14 protein-coding genes are annotated in these 12,694 nt (G+C 64.0%); 3 read left to right on the plus strand and 11 right to left on the minus strand.

The genetic code is table 11. The annotated features are described in order from the left end of the window. The first annotated feature begins 210 nt into the window (after positions 1-210). The 3 genes from ACVOLQ_RS07930 to ACVOLQ_RS07940 all read left to right on the plus strand — a co-directional run bounded on the left by ACVOLQ_RS07930 (position 211) and on the right by ACVOLQ_RS07940 (position 3,870). Complete coding sequence (locus ACVOLQ_RS07930; RefSeq protein ID WP_481527632.1) at positions 211-975, plus strand: NAD kinase; 765 nt, start codon at positions 211-213, stop codon at positions 973-975. Between the two features lie 98 nt (positions 976-1,073). Next, on the plus strand, positions 1,074-2,018 hold the full coding sequence (locus ACVOLQ_RS07935) for a 5'-nucleotidase (RefSeq protein ID WP_313169953.1): 945 nt from the start codon (positions 1,074-1,076) through the stop codon (positions 2,016-2,018). 478 nt (positions 2,019-2,496) lie between these two features. Next, complete coding sequence (locus ACVOLQ_RS07940) at positions 2,497-3,870, plus strand: NAD(P)-binding domain-containing protein (protein WP_313169955.1); 1,374 nt, start codon at positions 2,497-2,499, stop codon at positions 3,868-3,870. A 15-nt stretch (positions 3,871-3,885) separates the two neighbouring features. Here the strand turns inward: ACVOLQ_RS07940 and ACVOLQ_RS07945 are convergent, their stop codons facing one another. The 11 genes from ACVOLQ_RS07945 to ACVOLQ_RS07995 form a co-directional block, all read right to left on the minus strand. Continuing rightward, complete coding sequence (locus tag ACVOLQ_RS07945) at positions 3,886-4,440, minus strand: DUF2939 domain-containing protein (protein ID WP_313169956.1); 555 nt, start codon at positions 4,438-4,440, stop codon at positions 3,886-3,888. Positions 4,441-4,459: 19 nt separating this feature from the next. Continuing rightward, a complete protein-coding gene (locus ACVOLQ_RS07950; RefSeq protein ID WP_481527633.1) occupies positions 4,460-4,933 on the minus strand; it encodes an SRPBCC family protein in 474 nt (157 codons plus the stop codon). A gap of 71 nt (positions 4,934-5,004) precedes the next feature. After that, positions 5,005-5,691: a DUF2461 domain-containing protein gene (locus ACVOLQ_RS07955; protein WP_481527634.1), complete on the minus strand. Its 687-nt coding sequence runs from the start codon at positions 5,689-5,691 to the stop codon at positions 5,005-5,007. Continuing rightward, positions 5,688-7,127 carry an exodeoxyribonuclease I gene (gene sbcB / locus ACVOLQ_RS07960; RefSeq protein ID WP_481527635.1) on the minus strand — a complete coding sequence of 480 codons (1,440 nt, stop codon included), beginning with the start codon at positions 7,125-7,127 and terminating at the stop codon, positions 5,688-5,690. The genes ACVOLQ_RS07955 and sbcB overlap by 4 nt, the downstream gene beginning before the upstream one ends. After that, entirely contained in the window at positions 7,127-8,497 is a 1,371-nt protein-coding gene (locus tag ACVOLQ_RS07965) for an FAD-dependent oxidoreductase (protein ID WP_481527636.1), read from the minus strand. Before ACVOLQ_RS07965 ends, sbcB begins: the two co-directional genes overlap by 1 nt. A gap of 18 nt (positions 8,498-8,515) precedes the next feature. After that, positions 8,516-9,790, minus strand: a complete 1,275-nt coding sequence (kynU, locus tag ACVOLQ_RS07970) for a kynureninase (RefSeq protein ID WP_481527637.1) — start codon at positions 9,788-9,790, stop codon at positions 8,516-8,518. 50 nt (positions 9,791-9,840) lie between these two features. Next, complete coding sequence (locus ACVOLQ_RS07975; protein WP_313169967.1) at positions 9,841-10,368, minus strand: 3-hydroxyanthranilate 3,4-dioxygenase; 528 nt, start codon at positions 10,366-10,368, stop codon at positions 9,841-9,843. Between the two features lie 295 nt (positions 10,369-10,663). Then, positions 10,664-11,326 carry a carbonate dehydratase gene (can, locus tag ACVOLQ_RS07980; protein ID WP_313493013.1) on the minus strand — a complete coding sequence of 221 codons (663 nt, stop codon included), beginning with the start codon at positions 11,324-11,326 and terminating at the stop codon, positions 10,664-10,666. Positions 11,327-11,407: 81 nt separating this feature from the next. Next, positions 11,408-12,052 (minus strand): FMN-binding negative transcriptional regulator, encoded by a 645-nt coding sequence (locus tag ACVOLQ_RS07985; protein WP_481527638.1) that lies wholly within the window; start codon positions 12,050-12,052, stop codon positions 11,408-11,410. Between the two features lie 10 nt (positions 12,053-12,062). Then, positions 12,063-12,374 (minus strand): hypothetical protein, encoded by a 312-nt coding sequence (locus ACVOLQ_RS07990; RefSeq protein WP_481527639.1) that lies wholly within the window; start codon positions 12,372-12,374, stop codon positions 12,063-12,065. Beyond that, positions 12,371-12,676 (minus strand): hypothetical protein, encoded by a 306-nt coding sequence (locus tag ACVOLQ_RS07995; RefSeq protein WP_481527640.1) that lies wholly within the window; start codon positions 12,674-12,676, stop codon positions 12,371-12,373. The genes ACVOLQ_RS07990 and ACVOLQ_RS07995 overlap by 4 nt, the downstream gene beginning before the upstream one ends. Between the last annotated feature and the right edge of the window lie 18 nt (positions 12,677-12,694).

Below are 12,694 nucleotides of genomic sequence, written 5' to 3' on the forward strand. Positions count from 1 at the left end.
CCCTCTCCCGCAGGCGGTAGAGGGGCTAGTCCACCGCGAGCGCAGGCATTCTGCGCAATTGCAGCTGTAGCCCCTCTCCCGCCTGCGGGAGAGGGGTTGGGGTGAGGGCAAGCTCTTGCCGCTGGCCTTCAGTTTCCAAGCAAACGAAAGCACCAGTCAGCACATCGGCAGGTTATCCTCGCCCTCCAAGCCGAACCGATAGACGCGCCCGTGTCCCCCCGAATTGCTTTCCTCGCCAGTACCGTCGAGGCCGCACAGCAGGCCCGTGCCACCCTGGCAGCCCGTTACGGCGACCATAGCCCGGAAGAGGCCGATGTGATCTGCCCGCTGGGCGGTGACGGCTTCATGCTGCAGACCCTGCATCGCCACGGCGGCAAGGGCAAACCGGTATTCGGCATGAAGCTGGGCACCGTCGGCTTCCTGATGAACCACCATCGCGAAGATGACTTGATCGAGCGCCTGGCCCTGGCTGAACCAGCCCACCTGCGCCCGCTGGAAATGATCGCGTTGACCGAATCCGGCACTACTACCGGCTCGCTGGCCTACAACGACGTCTCGATGCTGCGCCAGACCCGGCAGGCCGCGCATATCGGCATCGATCTCAACGGCCAGCAGCGGGTGGAAGAGCTGATCTGCGATGGTGTGCTGGTCTCCACGCCGGCCGGCAGCACCGCCTACAACTACTCGGCGCATGGCCCGATCCTGCCGCTGGGTTCGAACACCATCGCCTTGACCCCTTTGGCGCCGTATCGCCCGCGACGCTGGCGTGGCGCCATCCTCAAGGCCGAGACCGAAGTGCGCTTCCGCGTGCTCGATCCCTACAAGCGCCCGGTCAGCGTCACTGCCGATTCGCATGAAACCCGCGATGTGGTGGAAGTGACCATCCGCGAATCGCGTGAGCGTCAGGTGACCTTGCTGTTCGACCCCGAGCACAACCTCGAAGAGCGCATCCTCAGCGAGCAGTTCATGGTTTGAGGGCGGGGATCGGGGCTGGTGGGATCCGGGATTGGGGGAAGCGCGCCGCTTCCGGGTAGACTGGGTCCCGTTCCTTGATCGTATTGGGTTCATCGTCCATGGGTGACAACACTCCCCGGCTGCTTACCGTTGCGGTTACTTCGCGCGCCTTGTTCGATCTCGAAGAAGGCCACGCCCTGTTCGAACGCGAAGGTCTGGAGGCCTATGCCGCCTACCAGCGGGCGCACGAGGACGATGTGCTCAAACCCGGCGTTGCCTTCCCGGTGGTGCGCAAGCTGCTGGCACTCAATGATGGAGCGCCGGTGGAGACGCCGCGCGTGGAAGTGATCCTGCTGTCGCGCAATTCGGCCGATACCGGCCTGCGCATCTTCAACTCCATCCAGCACTACAAGCTGGATATCGTGCGCGCCACCTTCACCGCCGGCGAGCCGACCTGGCCGTACGTCAAGCCGTTCGGCACCGATCTGTTCCTGTCGGCCAACCCGGATTCGGTGCGCCGCGCCCTGGTCAATGGCATCGCCGCCGCCACCATCCTGCCGCAGAGCGCACAGGAGGTGGCCGCCGCTTCGGCAGCGGCTACCGATACCGGCCGCTCCAAGACCCAACTGCGTATTGCCTTCGATGGTGATGCGGTGATCTTTGGTGATGAGAGCGAGCGCATCTCGCGCGAACAGGGTGTGGAAGCCTTTGGTCGCCACGAACGCGAGCGTGCACACGAACCACTCAGCGGTGGCCCGTTCCGCAATTTCCTGTCGGCGCTGCATGCCCTGCAGGCGGCATTCCCGCCGGGCGAGTCGGCACCGATCCGCACCGCGCTGGTCACCGCGCGTTCGGCACCTGCGCATGAACGGGTGATCCGTACCCTGCGTGAGTGGGGCGTGCGTCTGGATGAGGCGCTGTTCCTCGGTGGTCGCCACAAGGGGCCGTTCCTGGAAGCCTTTGGTGCCGATATCTTCTTCGATGATTCGCAGCACAACATCGACAGCGCACGTCAGCACGTTACCGCCGGCCATGTGCCGCACGGCGTCGCCAATCCGGGGTAGAGCTGCCGTTTGTTGTGGGAGCGGCGTAAGCCGCGAAGCAAGCAATCTATCCGTCAGCAGGCAAGGTGCAATTGCAGCTGTCTCAGTTGTTTTTGCCTGGTCAGCTTCGCGGCTTACGCCGCTCCCACAGTCCGGTGTCTGCGCGACCTTGCAGCCCAACATTCCCCACATGCTAGGATGAAGCCGCTTTCGCGGGTTCCAAGCTGAACCAGCGGTAATCCTGCCGCGCCCTGATCTGCACGAATGCAGCAGATCCCTCCCGCACAGCACCCACCCGGTGATCCAGGGGCGGGGCCTGTCCCCGACCGGTAGCGTCAACGTACCTGCCATTCCCTTTCGCGCTGCTTTGCGTGGCGGCCGGGTGTTTCGCGCGCCGCGCGGGACCGGACGCATTGTCTCTCCTGCACGGCGCATAACGCGCCCTTGCGCAGTGCCGTCGCGTTTACGCGGCTGCAGCTACACAGGAGAAACAACCCGAATGACCATGCGTATCGCCATTCTTGGAGCCGGCCCGAGCGGCCTGGCGCAACTTCGTGCCTTTGAATCCGCCCGTCGAGGTGGGGCTGAAGTGCCAGAGATCGTCTGCTTCGAAAAGCAATCCGATCTTGGCGGGATGTGGAACTACACATGGCGTACCGGGCTGGATGCTTATGGCGAACCCGTACATGGCAGCATGTACCGCTACCTCTGGTCGAACGGCCCGAAGGAAGCACTGGAGTTTGCCGACTACAGTTTTGAAGAGCATTTTGGCCGCCCGATCGCCTCCTATCCGCCACGCGCTGTGCTGCGCGACTACATCATGGGCCGCATCGAAAAGAGCGGTGTACGTGATCAGATTCGCTTCAACATGGCGGTGCAATGGGTCGATTATTCGGAAGAAACCGAACGATTCACCGTCACCGTCCGCGACCTGAAGAAGGATGAGTTGCTGGCCGAGGAGTTCGACCGGGTCATTGTTGCAACCGGCCATTTTTCCACGCCGAATGCGCCATTCTTCGAAGGCGTGGATCGCTTTCCCGGCCGCGTGTTGCATGCGCATGATTTCCGTGACGCTTGCGAATTCGCAGACAAGGATCTGCTGCTGGTAGGGAGCAGCTATTCGGCCGAGGATATCGGTACGCAGTGCTACAAATACGGCGCCAAGTCGGTGACCTTCAGCTATCGCAGCGCGGCAACCGGTTACGATTGGCCGGCTGCCTTTGAAGAAAAGCCCTTGCTGCAGCGTGTTGAAGGCAACACCGCGCACTTCATCGATGGCAGCAGCAAGGACGTGGACGCGATCGTGCTGTGCACCGGCTACCAGCATCACTTTCCGTTCCTGCCCGATGCGCTGACCCTGCGCACGCGCAATCGCCTGTACCCGGGTGATCTGTACAAGGGCGTGTTCTGGATCGACAACCCCAAGCTGATCTACTTGGGCATGCAGGACCAGTACTACACCTTCAACATGTTCGATGCGCAGGCCTGGTATGCGCGCGATGTGATCCTCGGCAAGATGGCGCTGCCGACGACCGCGGCAATGCGTGCCGACAGCGAAGCCTGGCTGGCACGCGAGGAAGCAACGACCTCGGCCGAGCAGGACATCGACTTCCAGACCGAATACGTGCGCGACCTGCTGGACGCCACCGACTACCCGGACTTCAATGTCGAGGCGGTGGCCACGCTGTTCAAGCAGTGGAAGCACGACAAGAAGGAGGACATCCTGGGGTATCGCAACTACAGCTACCGTTCGGTGCTGACTGGCACGCTGGCGCCGCTGCATCACACCCCGTGGATGCAGGCGATGGATGATTCGCTGGAGGCTTTCCTCGCCGATAGCGTCATCGAGGAGCAGCCGCGCAGGATTGCCTGATGGAGATGGCGCCGGTCAGTCCGGCGCCTGTCCCAGTGGCAGCACGATATTGGTCAGTCGCCAGCGCAGCCCTTGGCGGCTGAGTACGAACACGACTTTGCGCCCGTCTTCCAGATGGGTGGTGGCGGTGTAGCGCGACAGCGATTCGTAATGGCCGGTGGTATTGGCCAACGGCTTGGCCGGCGAGGGCGGTGCCCAGGTATCGCCGCCGACGGTATCGCCGATGGCCCGCTTCCACAGGCTGTCCCCCTGCAGCAGGGCAGCAATGCCCAGCGGGGTGACGAAGGTGTCGACACCGGCACCGGTGAGATTGCCGGCCACGCCCAGCGCGACCTGGCCGAATAGACTCGACTGCATGTCGCTGCCGGCGCGGCGCACGATGTAATCGTTGATCTGCGCCTTGATGTTGACCCGGACCGCGCCGAAGTCGACGTGTCGCGCCAGCTTGCCGGTGTCACGCTGTTCGATGGCCTGGCTGATCCCACGGATCGCCAGATAGGGGCCGCCGATCACGTAGGCGGCCAGCAGCACTGCGATGGCGATGACAGTAGCGAGTATCCACTTCTTCATTGCGTTGCTGTCCTCGATATCAGGGGTGTGCGGGGATGCTGGCTTCGGCCCAGCGGCGCAGCATCACCAGGGTTTCGGCCCAGGCCTGGCTGCAGAAGCCCAGATATTCGCTGTCACCGTTCCAACCCAAGTGATGGAACTCCAGCACGGTCAACGGCTCGCCTTCATGCGGCAGACCGCGCCAGGCGCCGGGGCTGGCCCGGCGTGACAGGTCGAAGCGGATCTCGGTGCCGGTCCAGGCCGAGGCCGGGCTCTGTGGCGGGTGACGGCTGATCACCTCCCAGCGGATGCAACGCTCGGGAATGATCTCCAGCACCTTCAGCGCGACGACGCCATGGCCGGAACCCGGGTTGTGGCTGATCACGGTGTCGCCGTCGATGACCGATTGCTGGTGCGGTATCCACCAGCGGCTCAGTCCCTCGGCGTTGGCCAAGCCGCTGTAGACGGTGGCCAGCGGGGCCTCGATCCAGACTTGAAGGTGGATGCTGGTCACGGCGGCTTCCTGTCGAAGGTTGCCGCCAAGCGTGCCGCAAACCAGGTTGGTTTGCGTGAAGCCCACGCCAATCAGAATTCCAGGTCCAGCGCGGCGCACAGGTAGTCGACGAACGGACCGAGTGCGGCCAGGTCCTTGGCCAGGGTCTGGCGCAGGCGTGGGCCGGTCATCACCTCGTCGTCCAGCGAACGCCACAGCACCCAGTTGCGGTGCTTGAGGTCGTCGATGAACTCGAAGTCGGCAGGGAAACCGCGCGGCGGCCGCACCAGCTTCTCGCTACTTTCGAACTCGTAGCGCTTGCGCGTGGCTGGCGCGTGCGCGGCGGCCTTCCAACTGCCGGGGTTGTCGAGGATGAACTGGCGCAGGCGGCGCTGTACGTCCGGCTCGGGGTGCCAGATGCCAGCGCCAACAAAGCTCTCGCCCGGTGCCAGGTGGATGTAATACGACGGCGCCGGCACCTGCTTGCGGCGCTCGTGGAACAGGCGTGCGCCCTGCCAGGTCTTGTACGGCGCCTTGTCGTGGGAGAAGCGCGAGTCGCGGTAGATGCGGAACAGCGAGCCGCCGACGGTGCGAGGATCGGCCTGGAAGTGCGCGCTGACTTCGCTCAGGTCAGGCTGCAGGTCGGTGATGAGGCGCAGGAAGGGCTGCCGTACATGGTCTTCGTACTGCTGCTTGTGCTCGGCAAACCAGGTCTTGTCGTTGTGGCGGGCCAGCCCGCGCAGGAACTTGAAACTGGCATCGCTGAAGTACTGGGTCATGGTGTGTCCTGCAGGGTATGGCGCCACTGCTCCAGTGCATCCAGCAGGGCCAGTGAGTCTGGGTTGTCCTTGTGTTCCTCGCGCAATTGGGCGATCTGCGCGATGTACTCGGGCAAGGTCTGCTCGGCCATGCCCGGGGTAGTGAAGCGCTGCTGACGATACGCATCCCAGCGTGAGCGCGCGGTGGCGTCCAGTGTCTGCGGATGGTTGCGGGCGCGGTAGCGGAACAGCAGTTCGGGCAGGCGCGGATCGCGGAAGCGCTGTTCCAACTCGGCCAAAGCTTCCGGCGGTGCAGTGCGCACCTTGCTGAGCAGGCCCTTGTCGCCTTCGGCCAGGAAGCCATCGTACAGCGATGCATCGGCGTCGACCGGGCCATCGTTTACGCGTTCTCGGGCAAACACCTGGCGCGCCTTCTCGGCCAGCTGCGGGCCGAGTTCGCGCAGTTTTTCTGCCTTGGCTTCAATTGCCGCAGGATCAATCTGCAGGCGCTCAAAATCGGCCTCGCGCAGATGGTTCCACGCAACCAGCGCCGGTACCTTGTTGAGGTGGACTTCTTTCAGCGGAATGCGCTGCTGGCCTTCGGGCAGATCGGCGGCACGGGTATACAGGCGTGCGGTGATTTCTTCGACCGACAGCTCCAGCAAGGGCTCGATATCGCCTTCCAGGTCGAACACGATCACCCGATTGTTGATGTGCGGATGACGGGCCAGTGGCAGCACCGGTGCGGCGCACAGGCGGCTGGCCGGGTAGCGCATCGAGATATGCAGCACCGGCTCCATCGCCACCACGTCGAGCAGGCTGCCGACATAGCGCTTGTCGCGCAGACGCAGCGCGTAGTCCCACATGCGCGGCTGTGCCTCACGGAAGCGCCGCGCCATGCCGATGGTGGCATGGACGTCCGACAGCGCTTCGTGGGCATCGCCTTGGCGCACATCATTGGCCAGCGCCAGATGCTCAAGCTTGAACGAGGTGGCGCCGTCTTCGCGCGTGGGCCAGTTGATGCCGTCCGGGCGCAGCGCGTGCACCAAACGTAACATGTCGAGCAGGTCCCAGCGCGAGTTTCCACTGCGCCACTCGCGCTCATAGGGATCATGGAAATTGCGGAACAGACCGTAGCGCACGAACTCATCATCGAAGCGCAGGGTGTTGTATCCCAGGGTGCAGGTCTGCGGCTTGCTCATCAACTCGTTGATGCGGGCGAAAGCCTCGGCCTCGCTGACACCTTCGGCCAGCGCATGCTGCGGGGTGATGCCGGTGATCAAGGTAGCGACCGGCGAGGGCAGCAGGTCGTCGGCTGGCTTGACGTAGAAGCTGACCGGCTCGTCGATGATTTTCAGGTTGGCATCGGTGCGCACCGCGGCGAACTGGGCGATGCGGGTACGGCGCGGGTCCTGGCCAAAGGTTTCCAGATCGTAGAACAGGAAGCTCTCGGCCATCAGTGCGCTCCTTCCAGTACTGGCAGCTGAGCGTGGACGACGTGTTCCAGCGCGGCCCAGTCGATGTTGTGCAGCGAGTCGTGGCCGGCGGTTGCGTCGGCAAGGATGGTCTGCTGCAGACGGGTGCGTTCAAGCGCGACTGCATACGGCGTGTGCAGGAAGGTGACCATCGTGTAATGCGGCACGAAACGGGTTGGCCAGCGCGCCTGCAGCGCCTGCTCCAGCTCGCGCTGCAGCAGGTAGCTCGGGTCGGCGACGCGATCGCGCATTTCCAGATAGTTGTCCAAGGCCATCTGCTGGATGGCGGCGGCATTGGGTTTGCGCTCGGCTTCAAACGCAGCGAAGGCTTCTTCAGTACCAGGGTGTTCGGCCAGACAGCGCGCCAGCACCACGCAGTCTTCGAATGCGCAGTTCATGCCCTGGCCGTGGAAGGGCACCATCGCATGCGCGGCGTCGCCGATCAGCACCGCCTTGCCACGCTGATGCCAACGTTCCAGGTACAGCGTGCCGAGCAGGCCGGGCGGATGCTGTTCCCAGTCGGCGCGCAGGTTCGGTATCAATGGCAGGGCATCGGCGAAGTCGCGCTGGAAGAGTGCTTCGGCTTCGACACCGTTACGCACCGTTGCGAAGCTGGGATCGCCTTCGTTCGGCAGGAACAGGGTGACGGTGAACGTGCCTTCGTCATTGGGCAGGGCGATGCACATGTAGTTGCCGCGCGGCCAGATGTGCAGGGCATTGGCTTCGATCTGGAAGTTGCCGTCCGCTGCTGGCGGAATCTCCAGCTCCTTGTACGAATGATCGAGGAACTCGATGCGCTCGCCCAACGGCAACTTGCGGTTCATTGCCGCACGCAGCGCCGAGCCGGCGCCATCGGCTCCGATCAGCGGCGTGTTGAAGTGGATGTCGTGCGGCTGGTCGTCGCGGTCGTCGATGAAGCGTGCATAGCCGGCATCGAAGTCCACGGTATGCAGGCGACGGTGGAAATGCACGGTGGCACCGGCTTCCTCGGCCAGCTGCAGCAAGGTGGTGTTGAGGTCCTTGCGGTGCACCGACCAGATCACTTCGCTGTCATCGCGGCCGTAGCGCTGCAGGTCGGCCGCGCCTTCGCGCGGATGCACCATGCGTCCGCGCATCATCACCGCCTTGGCCATCACCTCGTCCTCGACGCCAGCCTGACGCAGGGCGTTGCGGCCGCGTTCGGCCAGCGCCAGGTTGATCGAGCGACCGGACTCGTAGTCGGCGATGCGCGGGTCGCCACGACGTTCGTAGATGGTGATCTTCCAGCCCTGCCGCGACAGCAGGATGGCGAGCAGGGAGCCGGCCAGGCCGGCGCCGATCAGGGTGAGGCTGCGTGGGGTGGGGGTGTTCAAGTCAAAATAGTCCGTTGGTCAGACGCCAGCCCAGGTTTCCACTTCATCGACGAAGCGGTAGACATCGCTGTAGCGGTTGTACAAAGGCGTGGGCGAGATGCGGATGACATCGGGCTCGCGCCAGTCGCCGAGCACGCCTACCGATTGCAGGTACTCGAACAGCGAACGCCCCTGTGCACGGCCACCGGCCACGCGCAGCGACAGCTGGCAGCCGCGGCGCTCGGGTTCGGCAGGCGTGATGATCTGCAGCACATGGTCCAGGCGCGCACGCACCATGGCTTCCAGGTAGCCGGTGATCTTCAGTGACTTGGTGCGCAATGCATCCATGCCGGCTTCGTCGTACAGCGCCAGTGATGCACGCAGCGGCGCAAGGCCGAGCACAGGTGGATTGCTCAGCTGCCAGCCTTCGGCGCCAAGTTCCGGCACGAACTCCGGCGCCATCTGGAAGCGGGTCGCCTGTTCGTGGCCCCACCAGCCGGCGAAGCGCGGCAGTGAAGTGTCCTTGGCATGGCGTTCGTGCACGAAGGCACCGGCAACCGCACCGGGACCTGCATTCAGATACTTGTAGTGGCACCACACCGCGAAATCGGGTGCGACATCATGCAGGTTCAACGGCACGTTGCCGACCGAGTGGGCCAGATCGAAACCGATGCTGGCGCCGTGCGCGCGGGCGAGGCGGGTGATCGCGTCGAGGTCGAACACCTGGCCGGTGCGGTACTGCACGCCCGGCCACAGTACCAGCGCGACGCGCTTGCCGTGTTCGCTGATGGCCTGCTCGATGGCCTGCATCGAGATGGTGCCGCTGGCTTCGTCCGGCTGCACTTCGATCAGATCGGTGGCCGGGTTGAAGCCATGGAAGCGGATCTGTGCCTCGACCGCGTGGCGGTCGGTGGGGAAGGCACCAGCTTCCATCAGGATCGCCGGGCGCTCGCTGCTGGGGCGGTAGAAGCTGACCATCATCAGATGCAGGTTCACGCTCAGCGTGTTCATCGCCACCACTTCATGCGGCAGCGCACCGACCACGCCGGCCAGGGAATCGCGCACCAGGCGGTGATAGCTCAGCCATTGCGTCGGACCGGTGAAGTGGCCTTCGACGGCGATGCGGCCCCATTGATCCATCACCTCCTGCACCATCGCCTGTGCGCCGCGTGGCTGCAGGCCCAAGGAGTTGCCGACGAAGTAGGCCTGGTCGGCGCCCTGGTGCTGCGGGATCAGGAACTGACTGCGCAGGTGGCGCAGCGGATCGGCAGCATCAAGTGCGGTGGCATGAGCGGGTGACAGCGTTTCGTTCATCGGTGCGGACACGTCGAGGATGTAGCCGCAGTGTAACCGCGCCCGGCCGCTCAGGCTTCCGGCGTGACCGGTTTTGGCAGTGGATGCACGGCCCCACATTGGCTGCAGGTACGGTGTTCAGTCGAGGCATGGAACCGGTCGAAGACCTTGGGCAGATCGGTCTCGATGTTCTTCAGGTGGAAGAACTCCTCGTAGATCTTGTGGTTGCATTGCTGGCAGTACCACATGAAGCCATCGAGCTCATGGTCCAGGCGCTTGCGCTCGACCACCAGACCGATCGATCCGGGCATGCGCTGCGGCGAATGCGGTACACGCGGGGGCAGCAGGAAGATCTCGCCGGCCCGGATCGGGATGTCGCGCACTGCGCCGTCTTCCTGCACCCGCAGCACCATCTCGCCTTCAAGCTGGTAGAACCATTCCGGACCCTCATCCCAGTGGTAGTCGTTGCGGCTGTTGGGGCCGGCAACCACCATGACGATGAAGTCACCGTTCTCGATCATCTTGTTGCCGACCGGCGGCTTCAGGAGGTGGCGGTGTTCTTCGATCCAGCCGAGCAGGTTCAGGGGTAGGGGGAGCATGCGGGGCCTGTTTGGTGAGGGTGGCTGCTTCCTTCTCCCGCCGGGAGAAGGTGCCCGGAGGGCGAAGCCTTTGCTTTTTCCTTCTCCCTTCGGGAGAAGGTGCCCGGAGGGCGGATGAGGGTTGGTTCCTGGCTTGGCTGGGGCGGTAGGCCCTCACCCCCAGCCCCCGCTCCGCGCCCCGGCCCTTGCGCTGGCGCAAGGGCGTTCGAGTAGCAGCGAACCTGTGGTTCGCAAGCTGCTCCTCTCACCCCGCGAGCGGGAGAGGGGAGGAAGCCTAGCTTCGGCAGGTTGGCTGTCAGTGCCTTTTGCCCTTCCGCGGCACAAACGACAAGGCCTTCTCATACGCCGGCTGCAGCTCCTCCGGCGAGCCCACATCAATGCCCATCTCGCTGACGCGGCCGTCGCGCAGGCTGTAGACCCAGCCGTGCACCATCAGCTTCTGGCCGCGGGCCCAGGCGTCCTGCACGATGGTCGAGCGGCAGGCGTTGACCACCTGCTCGATCACGTTCAACTCACACAGGCGCGCGTGGCGCAGCTCCGGGTCGTCGATCTGCGAGAGGATATCGTCGTGCTTCTGGGCGACATCGCCAACATGGCGCAGCCAGTTGTCGGCCAGGCCAACGCGCACATGGTTCAGTGCTGCATGGACGCCGCCGCAACCGTAATGGCCGACGATCAGGATGTGCTTGATCTTGAGCTGGTCCACCGCGTACTGGATCACGCTCAGGCAGTTCAGGTCGGTATGCACCACCACGTTGGCGATGTTGCGATGAACGAAGATTTCGCCCGGTGCCATGCCGATGATCTGGTTGGCCGGTACGCGTGAATCGGAGCAGCCGATCCACAGGTATTCGGGGCTCTGCTGCTTGGCCAGTTGATGGAAGAAGTCGGGATCTTCCTTCTCGATCCGGTCCGCCCATTCGCGGTTTTTCTGCAGCAGGTTATGGATGTCTTTCATGGTGAAGCTTCCCTTGCGATCTGGAGGGGGAGGGCGCTGCTGCGCGTTTGCACGGCAACGTCGCGGGAAACGGGGCTGGGTTCAATCATCGGATTGATCGCCATGCTCACTGCGGTATAGCTGCATCCACTGGGCCAGCTCGCTGGCATCGGGCGTGTTCAAGGCCTGCAAGGCCTTGATCACCGCCAGCTGGTTCGCCTGCGGGTGGTTCTGGCTCAGCTTCAGCTTGATCTGGATGTGCTGCACGTCCAGGCGGAAGCCTACGATGGCGCGCAGCGAGGGGGCGTGATCGTCCAGGTCGGCATCGAACTGCCAGCCCTTGCCGACGCTGGCCTCGAAGAAGTTGCTGGTGTCCGACAGCAGTTGAGCCAATGCCGCCGTGTCGTCGAAGCTGTGCAGTTCGCCGACAAGTTCAGCGGCGGCGTAGTTCCAGGTAGGGACGCGCGCCGCGCTTTCCTTGTCCGGATACCAACTGGCCGATACATAGCCCTGCGGGCCGTTGACCAACACCTTGGCGCGGCCGAGGTGACGTGACTGTTTGTTGGCTCGGGCCCAATGCCCGATCAGTTCGACCTTGTGCCCTTCGCGCCGATAAAGCACCGGCACGCGGGTCAGTTCGGGCAATCCGTCGCCGCCGGTGGTCAGCAAGGTCACGAACGGGTCACGCGCCAGCAGGCGATCCAGCCAGAGCAGCTCGGTCTCGATGAAGGCGCGCTGGGCGAACACGAAAGGCCGCTTAGACCCGGGTGCCGAGCAACTGCACCATGCGCTCGCGCAGCGTGTCGTCGTCGCCCTGCGGTGGGCTCACTTCGTGCAGCGAGAAACCACGTTGCAGCGCGTCTTCTTCGTCAAGGCCATCAAAGGCGACGAACTCGGCGTCGAACAGCTGTGCGCGGGCAGTGTCTTCACTGTCATAGCTCAGCGTGTTGCCGTCGCTGTCCAGTACTTCGGCGGTGCCGCCCGGGCGAACCCGCAGGCGCGCCCAGATCAGGGTGCCGCCGAGCTGCGCCAGCCACCACTGGTCGGGAGTGTTCTCGAAATCAGTCATTTCATTACCTGCGAAAAAAGCCACAACAGCAGTGCCATGCCCAGCCCGCCGAACGTTACCAGCAGGGCGATGCGGGCGGGCGTGGCCAATCCGGACAGCGAGCGGTCGGCGATGCCGCTGAAGCCACGGCCCAGCAGCCAGCGCAGGCACTCTGGTTTGAGAAAGGCGCCGGCACCGAACTCGGTGGCCAGCGCCGGATGCCGGTCGCGGATATGGACCAGCGTCAATGGCCAGAAAATCAGGAAGGCGCTGAGGCCGGCAATGGCCACGCCAACGAAGCAAAGAGCGAAGAACAAGGTCAACGGCGCCGCCTCCTGTTA

This window comes from Stenotrophomonas sp. STEN031 (assembly GCF_056759975.1).